8 protein-coding genes and 1 pseudogene are annotated in these 15,505 nt (G+C 69.6%); 4 read left to right on the forward strand and 5 right to left on the reverse strand.

What is annotated here, in order from left to right:
• Positions 1-1,606: 1,606 nt before the first annotated feature.
• Positions 1,607-1,722, reverse strand: a pseudogene (locus GPZ80_RS27255) (zinc finger domain-containing protein); the annotation flags it as partial.
• Between the two features lie 306 nt (positions 1,723-2,028).
• Between GPZ80_RS27255 and GPZ80_RS27260 the strand changes: the two are divergent.
• Positions 2,029-2,349 carry a hypothetical protein gene (locus GPZ80_RS27260; RefSeq protein WP_187223955.1) on the forward strand — a complete coding sequence of 107 codons (321 nt, stop codon included), beginning with the start codon at positions 2,029-2,031 and terminating at the stop codon, positions 2,347-2,349.
• Between the two features lie 1,020 nt (positions 2,350-3,369).
• Positions 3,370-5,439, forward strand: coding sequence for a choice-of-anchor D domain-containing protein (locus GPZ80_RS27265; RefSeq protein ID WP_187223956.1), 2,070 nt, complete (start codon positions 3,370-3,372; stop codon positions 5,437-5,439).
• A gap of 73 nt (positions 5,440-5,512) precedes the next feature.
• On the opposite strand, the gene GPZ80_RS27270 is transcribed toward GPZ80_RS27265, so the two are convergent.
• From GPZ80_RS27270 to GPZ80_RS27280, 3 genes are all read right to left on the reverse strand, one after another.
• Positions 5,513-5,950 (reverse strand): DUF8820 family protein, encoded by a 438-nt coding sequence (locus GPZ80_RS27270; protein ID WP_187223957.1) that lies wholly within the window; start codon positions 5,948-5,950, stop codon positions 5,513-5,515.
• A gap of 17 nt (positions 5,951-5,967) precedes the next feature.
• Positions 5,968-7,125, reverse strand: a complete 1,158-nt coding sequence (locus tag GPZ80_RS27275; RefSeq protein WP_222719948.1) for a DUF6745 domain-containing protein — start codon at positions 7,123-7,125, stop codon at positions 5,968-5,970.
• A gap of 111 nt (positions 7,126-7,236) precedes the next feature.
• Complete coding sequence (locus GPZ80_RS27280; RefSeq protein ID WP_187223958.1) at positions 7,237-7,884, reverse strand: class I SAM-dependent DNA methyltransferase; 648 nt, start codon at positions 7,882-7,884, stop codon at positions 7,237-7,239.
• 74 nt (positions 7,885-7,958) lie between these two features.
• Between GPZ80_RS27280 and GPZ80_RS27285 the strand changes: the two genes are divergently transcribed.
• The gene (locus GPZ80_RS27285) at positions 7,959-10,202 is read left to right on the forward strand and encodes an ATP-binding protein (RefSeq protein ID WP_246477540.1); all 2,244 of its coding nucleotides are present in this window, start codon (positions 7,959-7,961) and stop codon (positions 10,200-10,202) included.
• 44 nt (positions 10,203-10,246) lie between these two features.
• Here GPZ80_RS27285 and GPZ80_RS27290 read toward each other — a convergent pair whose 3' ends face one another.
• Positions 10,247-12,304 carry a putative bifunctional diguanylate cyclase/phosphodiesterase gene (locus GPZ80_RS27290; protein WP_312880609.1) on the reverse strand — a complete coding sequence of 686 codons (2,058 nt, stop codon included), beginning with the start codon at positions 12,302-12,304 and terminating at the stop codon, positions 10,247-10,249.
• 305 nt (positions 12,305-12,609) lie between these two features.
• Between GPZ80_RS27290 and GPZ80_RS27295 the strand changes: the two genes are divergently transcribed.
• On the forward strand, positions 12,610-15,474 hold the full coding sequence (locus tag GPZ80_RS27295; RefSeq protein ID WP_187223961.1) for a LuxR family transcriptional regulator: 2,865 nt from the start codon (positions 12,610-12,612) through the stop codon (positions 15,472-15,474).
• Positions 15,475-15,505 lie beyond the last annotated feature (31 nt).

Consider the following 15,505-nt stretch of genomic DNA (forward strand, 5'->3'; position numbering starts at 1 on the left):
AACCGGCGCCACGAGGTGTTGTCGCCCTCACGCTCACCCGCCAACAGGAACGTGGTCTCCGACCACCCGTTCGCCGCAGCCGTGTCGATCGCCGACTTCGCTGACAGGTCCATCCCGCCGGGATTGCCCGGGCACCACTTCCAGTGCTTCGTCGCGTTCCCCGACGACAGCGAGCCCCCGCTCGCCCCAGGCTGGTTGTTCCACGTGGTGTTGCCGTCCACCCAGCCAGCCAGGTACAGGTGCGTCGGGGTCGCACCAGAGCAGTGGTACGAGTGGATCGTCTCCACGTGCAGCTGGGCGGACTTGATGACCTTGCCCGCCAGCGCTGCCGTGTGCATCCGCAGGTAGGTGCGGGAGATGAAGCAGNGCTGGGCGGACTTGATGACCTTGCCCGCCAGCGCTGCCGTGTGCATCCGCAGGTAGGTGCGGGAGATGAAGCAGTCGCCCTCGCAGACGTAGCCCGCTTTCAGGTCACCGAGGTCGCCGTCGGTCTTGTCGAAGTTGGCGGCGTTCGGCCAGTGTGACTGCACCACGACGTGGTGGGCCTTGGAGCACGAGTTGCACCTGTGCGACGGGTCGATGAAGACGGGGTAGGTGGTGGCCGCGTCGGCGAGGAAGGTCTGGTCGGGAGTCACGGTGATCGCCGCGTCCGAGACCTCCAGGCCGAGCGCCGCCAGGCTCGCGCCCTCGTTCGGGCCCGCCGCGCCGGGGATCGGGGTGCCCGCGGAGTCCCACATGGCCCGGGCATCCTGGGCGATCACCTCGTCGCCAGCGGCGTTCTTGGCCGCGCCGCGCCGATGGTTGCCGAACGTGATCCGCTTGAGCTTCGGGTTGCGCGCCGCCTCAGGGGTCTTCACGACCAGCAGTTGCTGGTACCCGAGAACGTCCGCGGTGACCGTCAGGTCGACACCGGGGAACACCTCGCGGTATGTCGCGGTCGGACCGTCCAGGACGGGTTCGGGGAGGTCGCCGAGCCAGTCCATGCCCGCCTCGGCGCCCTTGGCGCCCATGCGGACCAGCGGGGTCCGCTTGCCGCCGGAGAATGTCAGGTCGACGGTCGTCGCCCGTGGGCCCACAGTGCCGTCAGGACGGCGCTCGAGAGTCGTGTCGACGTCGACCCACTGGTTGGCGCGTTTCACCCGCACCGGTCGCACGTGCTGCTTCCACGTGAAGGTGCCGTCCGGGTTCGCCCGGACCTCGGTGTTCTCGTCCGTGCCGTCCAGCACCCGAATCGACTTCCCACCGGCACGGGCGGCCACGACGGCCTCGGCCTCGGTGCGCAGCTCGTCCTGGACGGCAGCGGGAGAGGCAGCGGCCATAGCGGGTGCCGGAACGAAGACGACGGAGAGAGCAAGACCGGTGACGACGACCGCCGCTCTCGCCCGTCCCACGGTTTTTCGGCATGCCAAATATAGCGACATCAGGCGGCCCCCAGGACACCTAACGCGGATTGAATATCCGCTGGTTGAGCAAACGGATCGAACAGTTCCCTACCAGCTGGCGGTAAGCAATGAACCAAATAGCCCAGTGACGGTCAGTGATCGAAATCCTGGAGAAACCCCAGGGGATGTGACGGTCAGTAGCTCGATGATCTAGGAGACACCTGTCACGTGCGTTGGCAGCGTGAGCAGAAGAAGGACGACCGGTTCATGAACGGCTCCCGCGCGATCGCCTTGCCGCAGCGGGGCAGGGCAGGCCCTCCTGGCCGTACGCGGCGAGGGAGGCAGATCTTCAGGTATTAGCCGACCTGCCAGGTGAAAGCACCGAGTGCGTTCATCGATGCCGACCTCGATGGTCACACCCGGGGGCCGTAGCTACTGGCCCCGCACCGGCCCGCACCGGCCGTCGTGTGTGGGTTCCTCGTGAAGGAACCCACACAGCACAGCAGATCACCTCGAGCTATTCGGCAAAACCTCGAGTGGGCTCGAACATGTGTTGATCGAATTCGGGCTCCGAAAGGATTTCTGAATGTAGAGGCTGCAACTCATCCCGGTGCGCGGTTCAACGGAATCAGTTCCGACGCCCCAGTTGAGCGCGAAGACATCTTCGAGCGCCATCGACTGGTGGGGAGAACGGCTCAACCAATTCTTCGGCGCACTGACCGACCCTGCGACGTTCACCGACACCAGCGGCGTATATGTCCCGGTCAAGCATATCCAGGGCATCACCAGCGCAGAACAAGTATTCAGACGAATCACCTCAATACAGGTCGCCCACCGTGACATCGCCCCGCGCAGAGCCCTGTTCTTCTCAGCGCTGGATGCCCTCGAACGTTTGACAGCGCGAAACATCGAGACACATTGCTCACTGGCTTTTGCCACGAAACCTTGGACCGACTCAGGTCCATAATCCCGCCCTCCGCCGCCGAAATCCTCCTTCCCGGCGCCGAACGGGCAGTCGCCGCCCTTCGGCAGGCGCAGAATGGGTTCTATCTCCTGCGCCAATCGGTATGATCGAGATAGAAAATCCTGGACGAGAGGGGTATCATCGACCGGCTAACCCCTGAAAGAGGCGTGACCGCCTATATCAAGATGTTGCGCAGACGCGACGCACGAATTCGGCTCGAACAAACAGGGTCGAGCTCCGCTCGTGAACACCCTCCTCGCGCACCACACGGGCGAACTGCCACATGACCTCGCGTTACTGGGATACCTCTACCTCCTCGACCGTCCTCACCCAGCCCGACATGGTGCGAGGTGCGCTCTACCGCCAGGGACGCGCCTGACCCACCCCCGACTTTCCGAGGCTCAGCCAACCGCGACAACAACATCAGCGCACTGCTCGACCAAGCACTCAACGATGGGCGCTCGAAGCCATACGACTTGAGCTTCCGTCTTGGAACACAGTCGACGCGTGGCTTCCGTACGACGGGGTCTCGCCGCCACTTCGAGCCGAGAGCTCCTGCCCGCCGTGTCATGATTCATGCCATGAGCACCACCGAAATGGGGGCTACGGCAGGCCGTTATGGAGACGACCAGTGAGACATCTGCGCTGGTAGAGGACCCATGTCTCCGGAGGCGGCGCAGGTTCGAATCCTGCCGGGGGCACCAGCCCTTAACAGCCAAGAAAGCCCTTGATCAGCTGATACACGGTCGAGGGGCTTTCTCGCGTGTCCAGCCGCGCCCCAGGTCCACGCGACGGCCGCCCAGGCCCACTCCACTGTGGACAGGGTCCGCTCAGGGCGTAGACGCAGCCGGGTGGTTCCATTCCGGCCTCGAAAGGACGACAACGGCCGGGTCCGTACTATCCTGCCCCCTGGTCGGGGGACCCACTTCTTTCGCAACGACATCACTGGGGGATAGCGTGCGCACTTTTCGTGGCGCAGCCTGCGCTACCGCACTTCTCATAGCGGCGACATCGCTGATCGGCGTGGCCCCGGCCGCCGCCGCTGGTGGGCCGCCCGCCGCACCGCACACGGCCCTCACCGTGCACTTCGAGGGCTGGGGCTACATCGACGGGAACTTCTCCTACGAGCCGTCGCGCAACACGGTCAACGTCCTTCAGCAGACTGCCAACGGGTACGCGTTCCAGATGCAGGCGTCCCGGGACAGCCACACCAACTGGCACAGCATCGACCTGTCGCCCGCGAAGGGCATCCGATTCACCGCGGGCGAGTCCTATTCCACGGTCACGCACTGGGAGCCGCAGGACTCGGTGACCGTGCTCAACATCCGCGGCGACGGACAGAGCTGTAGTGGAACGGGCACGCTCAAGGTCTTGGAGGCCGTCTACGACGACGCCACCGGCAACTTCACCGCGTTCGCCGCCACCTACTCGGCGAAGTGCTCAGGCGTGAACCAGGTCGCCACCGGCGAGATCAGGTTCCAGTCGTCCCTCGACTACCGCGCCGCGGACAGCTGGGACCCCTACCGGGTGCGGTTCGGTTCGCAGGCGGTGGGCCTGACCGGGTCGCCGCTGAAGGTCACCGTCGAGGCCAACGGCACCCTTCCCACCACCTTCGGCGCGGCCTCGCTCTCGGGCAGCAGCCCTGGATCCTTCGCGATCGCGTCGAACACCTGCTCGGGGAACGTCCTTTCCTACGGCCAGAAGTGCGAACTCACCTTCACGGCGACGGCTCCCGCGGTCGGGGACCACAACGCGCTGCTGACTCTGGTTGAGGACTCCGTCGGCGGCAAGATCACCCGCTTGCTCGACGTCACCGGCTACGTCGATGACCGAGGGACCTACTACCCCCTCTCGCCCCACCGTGTCCTGGACACCCGAAACGGCACCAACGCTCCGGTGGCGAGGGTGGCCGGGGGCCAGGAACTCCGCCTGCAGTTGCCGAGCCATGTGGCGGCCGCGGGGTCGACCGTCGTCATCAACGTGACGGTCGCCGACGCGCTCGCCTCCGGGCACATCTCCATCTACCCCACCGGCGTGCCGCGTCCGACCGTGTCGTCGCTCAACTACAAGCATGGGTGGACCGGCGCCAACTCGGTCACGGTGAAGCTCGGCGCGGACGGCGCGATCAACCTGTACAACAGCGGCGGGTCCGTCCATCTCATCGCCGATCTGAACGGGTACTACGCGAAGGACCGCACCTGCTGCAACAGCTACACGGGCGGTCAGTACCACCCGCTGGCCAATCCCGGTCGGCTTGTGGACACCCGTGAGTGGGGCGTGGGCCGGGTCCCGGCCGACTACTACATCAAGGCGATCGCGTCGTGGGGCGCCACGATCAACCCGAAGATCCGCGCGTTCGCGGTCAACATCACCGCCACCGACCCCGTCACCTCCGGCTATCTCAGCGCCTGGAGCGGATACAACGGCACCGCGCCGAGCACGTCCACGTTGAACTACACCCGGGGCGCCACGGTGTCGAACTTCGCGGTCGTGCCCACGATGCCGTGTGAAGACTGCGGCAGCCTCACGGGTGCGCCGTCGATCGCGGTGTACACCAACAACGACAGCCACATCATCGTGGACATCGTCGGCGTCTACGACGATGGTTCCCTGCCCGACGGGCTGCGGTTCGACCCCGTCGTGCCGACCCGGATCGCCGACACCCGGATCGGTCAGGGCTGGCCCGCGGCACTCGGCGCGGCCGCAACGGCGACAGTCGTCACGCCGGACACCATCGCCGGGCCGGACACCCGGGCGCTGGCCACGAACGTCACCGCGGTCCAGCCGACCGCCTCGACGTACCTGACGGTGTGGCCCGCGGGTGAGGACGGCGTGAGCAGGCCCGGCACGTCCAATCTGAACCCGGCCGCGGGATCGATCGTGCCCAACGCCGTGCAGACCATGGTCGGCCCCGGAAACGGGTTCCACGTCTACAACAACGCGGGATCGACCAACTTCCTGGTGGACGTCGTCGGCACCTTCTACCGGTACCCGCAGAGCAAGCCGGTGGGACCGTCGGTGCAGTCGGCGGAGTCCGCGCGTGACCTGGGGACCCCGAAGGCGGAACCGATGATCCGGTTCCACCGCGCCTGACGCACTGCCCCACGAAACGCCGCACACGCGATCTGCGTGTGCGGCGTCGCGTGCGGACGCCGATTCCGCGAAGTCAGTCGGCGATCAACACCCGGCGGGAGCGGAAGCCGGTGCCGCGTTCCTGTTGGCGGCGCACCAGCCAGCGTCCCGGGGCTATGCCGGTGCCGCCGTGTTCGGGGTGGATGAGGTAGGCCGGGGCGGTGTTCTCGACTATCGCGATGCCAAGGCCGAGGGGGTCGCGGACCTCGGCGGTGTAGCGGCACGCGCCCGGGTCGGCCGCGAGGGTGTGCGGGTTGTTGCCCGCGACGCCCCGAACCAGTTCCACACCGCCCGCGGGGACCGGGTTCCACCGCGCCCAGGTTTGGGCCGTGACTGTGGTGAGCAGATCCAGAGGGATGACGATCAGGTCGCCTTGGGCTTGGAGGCCGTCGATCACCGCGACGGTGATCTCCCGTTCCAAGTGGTCCAGGACGTCGAGGCTGGTGCGGTCGAGAAGTTCTGCGAGCTTCATGTGATCACCTATGGGGTTCAGGTCCGGCGCTGGAGCCGGGCGTACTGGGGGCCGGTGAGGCCGTAGGACCAGGCCGCGGCGTCGATGGGGTCGTCGAACCAGGGCGGCACGCGCAGGCCGTACTTGCGGCGGGTGCCGTCGCGCTCAAGGGATCCGTTGATGGCCAGGAGCAGGCGGGTCTGCGGGCCCCACTGGTAGGGCAGGTCGTAGAGGCGTAGTTCGCAGCCGGGGTTGCCGGGGTCGTCGGCCCGCCGCACAAGAGCCAGGCCCGCCTGTTCGATGAAGGTTCCCCAGCCGAGCCGTTCGATGGCGCAGCGGCGGACTTCGATGTTGGTCTCCACGGCGATGCGGTCCGCCGTGGGGGCTTCGATAACCCAGGCGGGCACTCGGGTTCCGTGCCAGGCATGGACTTTCTCGCCGTCCCGGAAGGTGACGGCGGCACCGTCCGGGCAGTGCAGCCGCAGCTCGGGTTCGGTGTGGACGGACGACGGGCGGTCCGCGATCACACAGACGTCCTCGCGAGGCCACCACCAGCCACAGGACCGGCCGAGGGTGGCCCAAAGCTCCAGTTGCGCGGTGTCCCGCCCGAAGTCCACACCCCCGACCCGGCGATGCGCTTCGTAGTGGGCGATCCAGTGGGCGTCGTGCTGGCCCCACCACAGCAGGCCCAGTCGCTCCGGCAGCGTCGCGCGGATCAGGCCCGAAACAGAGCCTCGGACCACACCGCGCAGGTTGTCGTGCACTTCCCTCGACAGGACGAGCCGCAAGGAGGTCCCGGGACGCAGCATCGCGACCGGGTCCTGCACGGGTGGTCGGAACCACTCCCGATTGTCGCCGACGCGCTGGTCCAGCCGTTTCCGCATCGACGCGACCAGTGTCGCCAACCTGTTCTCCAACGGCTGCGGACCGTCGAAGGCCAACGACTGCGCTGCTCTGGGGAGGAGCCGGGTCGCGGCGGCGGGTGAACCCACCCACACGAACTCTGGTGGTGCGTGGCCGAGCAGCGTGTACAGGCCGGAGATCGCGTGCTCAGCGGCGCCGCGATCCGCGGGGGCGGTGGACAGCGCGTGGTCGAGCCACTCGGTTCGGAGATCGACTATCCGCTGCCAGAGCTCGACGGCCCGGTCGGGATTGTCCGGAACACGGCGGTACCGCCGCCGTGTGCGGGCGCTCAAAGCGCCAGGGCGAACACGCCCTTTCGTTCAGTCATGCCGGCGATGGTCGCAGCCCGAGCCTCCGACGCGCAAGCCTCAAACCGCGCCGAAGCCGGGGGGACGACTCCGGCATCAGTCAGTCGGCGACCGGCGCAGGAGCAGGTAGCAACGGTTGCTGGCGTGTTCGTGACCGTGCGGCGCCCGGTCGAGCCGGGCGACGACGGTCAGCCCCGCCGCGGCGAGGGCATCGGTCTCCGCGGCGGGGTCGAGGAAGTGGAAGGTGAGGTCCACGTCATGGCCCCACCAGGCGTCGAGGTGTCGCGCGCCGCCGGTGGGCAGGTCGGCGTCGCTGGTGTGGAAGGCGATCAGGGCGTGGCCGCCTGGGCTCAGGACCCGCGCGAACTCGGCGTAGGCCGCGGCGCGGTGGTCGGTGTCGAGATGGATGACGGCGTAGAGGCAGATGAGGCCGTTCAGCGCGTGCGACCGGATGGGGAGCGCGATCAGGTCGGCGGCGGACGCCGGGATGCCCGACTTCGCGGCGGCGGCGCACATCGCGGGTGAGAGATCCATGCCGACGACGGGGACACCGCGGCCCGCGAGGTAGGCGGCGACATGCGCCGGGCCGCAGCCGAGGTCGGCGACAGGACCACCCGCCACCTCCGCGAAGGCGTCGAGCAGGGCGCGGTCGAGCGGCTTGTGCCGCAACTCGTCACCCAGTTCGGCGGCGTACCGCTCGGCGACGAGGTCGTAGCTGCGGCGGGTGCGCGCGGCATCACTCATGTGGACCAACCTAGGCGTTAGATTGGGCCGTTCCGGAACCCGCGTCTGGTGAGGTGTGGACACTGCCCAGCGAGTTGACCAGTTACATCGGCAGGCGGCGCGAAGGCGCGCGGGCCCGGCAGTTGTTGGCCGCGGGCAGGCTGCTCACGCTGACCGGCCCCGGCGGTGTCGGCAAGACCCGGTTGGCGAGCCGGGTCATGCGGGACTCGGCCCGCCACTTTCGCGACGGTGTGGTGTTCGTCGGGCTCGCTGAGCTGCGCGACCCCGCGCTGGTGGCGAACCTGGTCGCCGATCGGCTGGGGCTGGGTGACCGGTCCACCCGGCTGGTGCTGTCGACCGTCGTCGAGCACCTGCGGGAACGCTCGCTGCTGCTCGTGCTGGACAACTGCGAGCACTTGGTCGACGGCTGCGCGGACTTCGTCCGCGAGGTGCTGACCCAGTGCCCGGACGTCGCCGTGCTGACCACAAGCAGGCAGTCGCTGGGCATCGCGGGCGAGCGGCTGTTCACCGTGCCCCCGCTGCCCGTGCCCGACGACACCGGGCCGTGTGTGCCGGAGGAGTTGGCGCGCTACGACAGTGTGTCGCTTTTCGTCGACCGGGCCGTGGCGGTGTGGCCGACGTTCGCGTTGACGACGGAGAACTGCGCGGACGTGGTTTTGTTGTGCCGCAGGCTGGAGGGGCTGCCGCTGGCGATCGAGTTGGCGGCGGCGCGGATTCGGTCGCTGTCGCCGGGGCAGATCGCCGAGCGGCTGGGCAGGCGGCTGCCGCTGCTGACCGCCGGGCCGCGGACGGCGCCCCAGCGGCAGCAGACGTTGCGCGCCACAATCGACTGGAGCCACGAGCTCTGCACCGAGGACGAGCAGGCCCTGTGGGCCCGCGCGTCGGTGTTCGCCGGGTCGTTCGACGTGTCCGCGGCCGAGTCCGTCTGCGCGGGCGCGGGCGTGGACAGCGCCGACGTGCTCGATCTCGTCGACGCGCTGTTGGACAAGTCCGTGCTGGTGCGCGACGCGACGGACGCCGACGCGCGCTACCGGATGCTGGAGACCTTGCGCGAGTACGGCCAAGAGCGGCTGGCCGAGTCCGGCGAGCGGGCCCGGGTCGCGCGACTGCACCGCGACTGGTTCGACCGGCTGACCGCCACCGCCGACGACGAGTGGGCGAGCCCCAACCAGCTCACGTGGGTCGCGCGGTTGAAGGACGACCACGCCAACCTGCGGGCCGCCCTGGACTGGTGCCTCACCGAACCCGGCGAAGCCGACGTGGCGCTGCGCATGGCGGCGCGGCTCGACGAGTACTGGAGCCTGCGCGGGTTCATCACCGAGGCGCGGATGTGGCTGGACCGGGCCCTGGCGGCGACGCCCGAGGACCACCCCGACCGACCGTTCGCCCTGGGTGTGGCCGCGCTGCACGCGCTGTGGCAGTCCGATATGGACACTGCCGCCGGACGGCTGACCGAAGCCGAGAAGCTGTACGGCGAAGACAAGTTCCTGGTGACCTATCTGGGATACGTGCGCAGCCTGGAGGCGCTGATCTCGCTGGACTTGCGCACCGCCGAACTCGCCACCGCCGCCACCACCGGCTTCCGCGAACTGGGTGCGGTCCGCCGGGAACTGCACCCGCTGTTCATCCAAGGCGTCGCCGTCGCCTACGGCGGTGACATCGAAGGCGCCCGTGCCGCGCTCGACCGGATGATCGACCTCTGCGAGTCACACGGCGAGAAATACCATCGAGCCATGGCGATGTTCGGCGTGACCATGGTGGAAGTCGACTTCGGAGACGTGGACCGAGCGGCCGAAGCGGCACGGAGAGGGCTGTTGGCCGACGTGGCCATGGAAAACTCGTTCGGCGAGGCGTTCCACGTGGAGAGCATGGCCTGGGTCGCCGACCGCCAGGGCGACCACACCCGAGCCGCCACCCTCTTCGGCGCGGCGGCACCGCTGTGGACGGACATGGGAACGGCCCCGGAAGTCGCCGTGTCGATGCCCCACCTGGTGCATCGCAACAACTCCCGGAAAGCTTTGGGCGACGCGGCTTTCGAGCACGCCCACGCGACGGGCCGGGCGATGACCGCGGCCGAGCGACGGCAGTACGCCCTGGGCGGCGAGCCGATCGAGCCCAACGAACCGGACAATCCGTTGACGCAGCGGGAAGCGGAGATCGCGGAGCTGGTGGCGGAGGGGATGACAAATGCGGACATCGCGGCGCGACTCGTCATCGCCCGGCGGACGGCGGACACACATGTCGGGAACATTTTGACGAAGCTCGGGTTCTCGAGCCGGGCACAGATCGCCGCTTGGACCGTGCGCAGGCGGCGCTGATAGTTGCCGAGTTGTCGACAGGCAGTTGTGCGTAGACCTGTGCCTCAGGCCCGGAAGCCTGCAACGATGTCGCCCGGTGGACCGGCGGGGCCGTAGAGGCCGCCGATCGCGGTGTCCGCGCCCGCCTCGGTCCACCACTGGGCCTGTTCCGGGTCGCGGACGCCGACGACGGTGACAGCGGCGCCCGCCTGGTGGACCGCGCCCAGCAGGGTGCTGACGACCGTCGATCCGACCCCGGAGAGCCGGTCGGTGAGCCTGCGGGCCACCCGCACGCCGGTCACGGGCAGCGATTCGACGGCGGACAGGTCGTCCGGGCTCAGGCCGAAATCGTCGAGCGTCATGCCCAGGCCCATGTCCGCCAGCACCGTCAGGTTGTCGAGAGCCTCCGCGATCCCCACCGCGGCTATGGGCATGCCGAGGGTCAGCCGGTCCGGGGGCAGGCCGGTCTCCTCGAGCACCCGGACCACCCTGGACACCAGGTCCGCGTCGGTGGACTGGTGCGCCGTGAGGCCGAGGGTCAACGGCAGGTCGACCGCGTTCCCCTTGTGCCACCAGTACGCCTGGCCGCACGCCACGCGCAGCAGCCATTCGCCCAGGGGCAGGATGAAGCCGGTCTGCTCGGCCAGCTCGGCGCACCGGTCGTGGTGCAGCGGGGTCTGTCCCGGGCGGTCCCAGCGCAGGGTCGCGGTGACCGCGGCGGTCCGACCGTCGGCCAGGTGTGCCACCGGCTGGTACCGGACGCCGAACTGGCCCTGCTCCCACGCCCCCGGCATGGTGACCGCGAGGGCATGGGAGCCGCGGTCGGCGGCGTCCTGGTCGGGGTGGTAGAGCTCCCACTGGCCGCGCCGCCCGGCCTTGGCCCGGCGCAGCGCCAAGTCCGCGGCCCGTAGCGGTTCCGCGGGGTCGAGGTCGCGCGATGGGCGGTGCACGACGCCGATGCTCGCCGACAGCGCCAGGCCATGACCGTCCACAAAGGCCGGTTTGGTGAGTTCGGTGTTGATCCGCGACACGATCGCGGCGACATCCGAGGTGGTGGCCGAGTTCTCCAGCAGGATGCCGAACTCGTCGCCGTCGAAGCGGGCGACCATGGCGTTCTCCCCCGCCATGACGGCGTTGAGCCGCTGCCCGACGTGCACCAGCAGCTGTTCGCCCGCGGATCTGCCGAGCCCGCCGCAGACCATCGCGAAGCCGTCGAGGTCCAGGTGGAACAGGGTGATGCCGTGCGCCGGGTCGGCCCGTCGCAAGGCGCTTTCGACGCGGGTGCCGAAGAACTGGCGGTTGGGCAGGCCGGTGAGCGGGTCGTGCAGCGACTGCCGGTGCAGTTCGTGGCGCAGCAGCATCAGCTCGGTACCGTCCTCGACCACGGCGACGACCTGGCTGGTGCGGCCGTCGAGCCCGCGCAGCAGCGAGGCGGCCAGTGAGATCCGGGCGACGTCGCCGTCCTTGCGCAGCAGCCGCTGCGACTGGCGGACCCGTTCCCGCGTGCCGTCGAGCAGCGAGCGCATCCCCGCGCGCAGCGACCGGACGGAGTCCGGATGCACCAGGTCGTAGAGCCCGACACCGGTGAGCTGGGCCGGGGAGTAACCGAGGATCTCGGCCATCGCGGCATTGGCCCGGACAAGCCTGCCGTCCAGCCCGATGATCATGATTCCGCTCGCCGAGGACGTCGCCACCTCGTCGAACCGGGCCTCGCTCGCCCGCAGACTCCACTGGGCGTCCTGGATCGCCTTGAGCAGCGAACGCTGCATGCTCTCCTGCTGGTCGAGCACCGCGCGCTGGTTGGCCGAGACGAAACCGCAGGCCAGCGTGCCCAGCACGACGGTGATCCGCTCCGCGAACCGGTCGACGGGCTGGAACTCGGACAGCGCGAGCAGTCCCTTGCCGAGGACCTCGAGGGTGCAGCGCAGACCTTGCTCGCCGACGTTGCCGAGCGACACCAGGCGCTCGCCCAAGGCCTCGATCGGGGCGGCGACAAACGACTTGGCGTGCACCGAGGCGCAGAGCACGCCGAGTTGCTCGCCGAGTTCGGCGTCGAGCTCGTCGCCGGACAGCGGGACGAACACAGCGCTGCTGAGCAGGTAGGCCCACTTGCGCGCGAGCACCGTCCGACCACGGTCGGGAGAAGACGGCGCGATATCCGATCGCTGTCTTGGGTTCGACATTTCCGGCACCCTGCTGTCAGGTCAGATTCGCGGCAGTCTACTGAGGCATGCCGAGGTATGCATACGATTCCGGCTTCCCCGCGATCATGCGTACACGAACGGCGGAACCCGTTCCGCGCGATGACGCTCCGTGCGGCGACCCAGTATTCGTCGTAAACCTGCCAACCCGGACTTCCCCATCCATCCATTCTGCTTATGACTCCTTCTTATGTGTTCCCAAATGGATAGACACGTAATGTTCGATCGTGCCCGGAAGGAGAATTCCCACGATTCGGCGCGTCGCCGCCCTGGTGGGGCGGTCGGCGGAACTGGCCGAAGTCGCGCTCACCGTCCGGAGACCCCCCTCGGTCGTGCTTATCGAGGGCGAAGCAGGAGTGGGCAAGACCCGGCTGGTGCGGGAGTTGCTCAGGGGCATCGCCCCCGAGGGACGCGCGGTGCTTTTCGGCACCTGCCAACCGATGCGGGCGCCGCTGCCGTACGGACCCGTGGTCGACATCCTCCGTGACACCCGGACCCTCCTCGAAGGCGTCGCCGCGACGCTGAGCCCGTTGGCGGGCGCGCTGCGTCCGCTGCTGCCCGAGTTGGCGCCGCTGCTGCCGCCCGAGCCCTCACGCGGCGACGTGGCCACCGAGCGACACCAGGTCTTCCGCGCGGTCCGCGAGGTGCTGGCCGCCTTCGGGCCCACGCTGCTGGTCGTCGAGGACGTGCACTGGGCCGACGAGGGCACCCAGGACCTGCTCCGGTTCCTCACCTGCCCGCCGACGCCGAACCTCTCGGTGGTCCTCACCTACCGCCGGGAGAGCCACCCGACCCAGCACGGGACGCTGCTGCCCGGCGGGGCGCACGTGCTTCTGGCCGAGGGCCGAAACACCCTGGTGCGGCTGCGGCCGCTGCAACCCGGGCACGTCGGACAGCTCGCCGCCGACCTGCTGGGCACCGAACGGGTTCCCGACGACTTCGCCCGGGAACTGCACCGGCGGACCGCGGGTATCCCGTTCGTGGTCGAGGAACTGCTGCGCGAGGTCCGCGAGGGCGGGCTGGTGCCGCGGCCGAGGGCGCTCGACGAGGTCGACATCCCGATCCTGCTGCGCGACACCCTGGCCGACCGGCTCGCCCGCCTCGGGCCTGCCGTCACCACCGTCGTCCAAGCCGCCGCGGTGCTCGACACCGCCGCCACGGAAGCCGATCTGGCCGCGGTCGCGGGTCTCACCGACGACGGCGTCGAGGCCGCGCTGACCCACGCGCTGGACGGCGCCGTGCTGCACGAGGTCGGCGCCGAACGCTACGCCCTGCGCCATCCGCTGGCGACCCAGGCGGTGTACGTGTCGATCCCGGGCCCGCTGCGCCGCCGCATGCACGCGCGGGCCGCCGACCTGCTCGCCGCCGCCCCGGGATCGGGGGTCGTCCGGCTCGCCCACCACCACCGGCAGGCCGGTGACCTGGCCAACTGGGTGCGCCGGACCCTCGCCGCGGTCGACCACGCCACCCAGGTCGGCGACACCGCCCTCGCCCTGCAGGTGCTCGAGGCCGCGCTCGCCGACGACGCGCTGCCCGTGCGGGACCGCAACACCCTGGCGGTACGGCTGAGCCGGGTCGTGATCAACGGGATCGCGGGCAACAGCACGGTCGAGCGGCTGCGCAGCGTGCTGCGGGAGGAGACGCTCGGCCCCCGCGCGCGGGGGGAGGTCCGACTCAACCTGGGCTTGCTGCTGATGAACCAGGTCGGCCGGGTCGAGGACGCCCAGGGCGAGATCGAGATGGCCCTGCACGACCTGGACAGCCAACCCGCCCTGGCCGCCCGTGGTTACGCGGCGCTCACCCTGCCGTTCACGGGGACCAGGCCGGTGCGCGACCACCTGCGCTGGCTGGCCGAGGCACTGCGGATCGCGGACTCGACCCCGATCGACGACGAGCGGCTCATGGCCGTGCGGTCCAACGAGGTGACCGTGCTCGCGCAACTCGGCGATCCCGCCGCGTGGACCGCGGCCGGGCGACTGCCCCGGCCCGGCCGCTCGGTCAAGATCCGCAGGCAGCTCGCCCGCGCGCACATCAATCTCGCCGACGCCGCCGCGTGGCTCGGCCACCACGACCGCGCCCGGGAGTCGCTGGTCACCGGCCGCGAGTTGCTTTCCGAGACCGACGTGCCGTTCCTGTCGATGCTCGCCACCGGAACCGAGTTGCGGCTGGACTCGGCGGCAGGCCGGTGGACGAGCCTGGAGCAGGACGGAGCGCAACTCATCGACCAGGCCGGGGACATGGCCTATCTGGCCGCCGACGCCTGGCTGGCCCTGGGGTGGCTGGCCATCGCCCGCGGCGACCGCGACACCGCGATCCGACACCTCGACCACGCACATGCCGCCGCGCTCGAAAACGCGCCCATCTGCGCGGCGATCGCGGCGGGCCGGGTCACGTTGGCCCTGACCCGCGGCGACGTGGCCGCGGCGGCGGTAGGGGTGGAGCGGGCGCTGGCCGCCATCCGGCACAAGGGCAACTGGCTGTGGGCCGCGGACCTGCTCCCGCCCGCCACCCGCGCCCTGCTGCGGACTGGACGGGCAGGCGACGCCGCGGCCATCGTCACCGAGTTCGACCAAGGAATCGAGGGCCGCGACGCGCCACTGGCCTGCGCCGCGCTCGATCTGTGCCGGGGGCTGCTCGCCACCGGGGACGAGGCGGTGGACCGCTTCACCCGCGCCGCCAAGCAATACCACGCGCTGCCGCAGCCGCATACGGCCGCTGTGGCGTACGAACTCGCGGGCAACACGGCGGTCGACCTCGGCGACATCCAGGCCGCGCTGCCGCTGCTCGACGCCGCCGCGTCCGCCTTCACCGAGCTGGGCCTGACCAAGGACGCCGCCCGCTGCGTCCGGCTGAGCCGCCGGTTCCGCCAGGGCGCCCCGCGCGGGCGCAAGAGCTACGGCGGCAACCTCTCGCCCCGCGAACGCGAAGTCGTGGACCTGGTCGCGGCGGGCAAGACCAACCGCCAGGTCGCGGAAGCGCTTTTCCTTTCGACCCGGACGGTGGAGAAACACGTCGGCCAGGCGATGCGAAAGCTCGGTCTGAGTTCGCGGGCCGAGTTCACGGGAATGCCGCTCTCCGATCCCGAGGAATAGGAGAACGGCGGCGGGTGGGGCTCACGGAGGT

The organism is Actinokineospora xionganensis (genome assembly GCF_014323725.1).
In the GTDB taxonomy this organism is placed as follows: domain Bacteria; phylum Actinomycetota; class Actinomycetes; order Mycobacteriales; family Pseudonocardiaceae; genus Actinokineospora; species Actinokineospora xionganensis.

Excerpts from the sequence above, each read along its gene's own strand:
- GPZ80_RS27270 (WP_187223957.1), bottom strand. The coding sequence starts at position 5,950 with ATGAAGCTCGCAGAACTTCTCGACCGCACCAGCCTCGACGTCCTGGAC.
- GPZ80_RS27280 (WP_187223958.1), bottom strand. The coding sequence starts at position 7,884 with ATGAGTGATGCCGCGCGCACCCGCCGCAGCTACGACCTCGTCGCCGAG.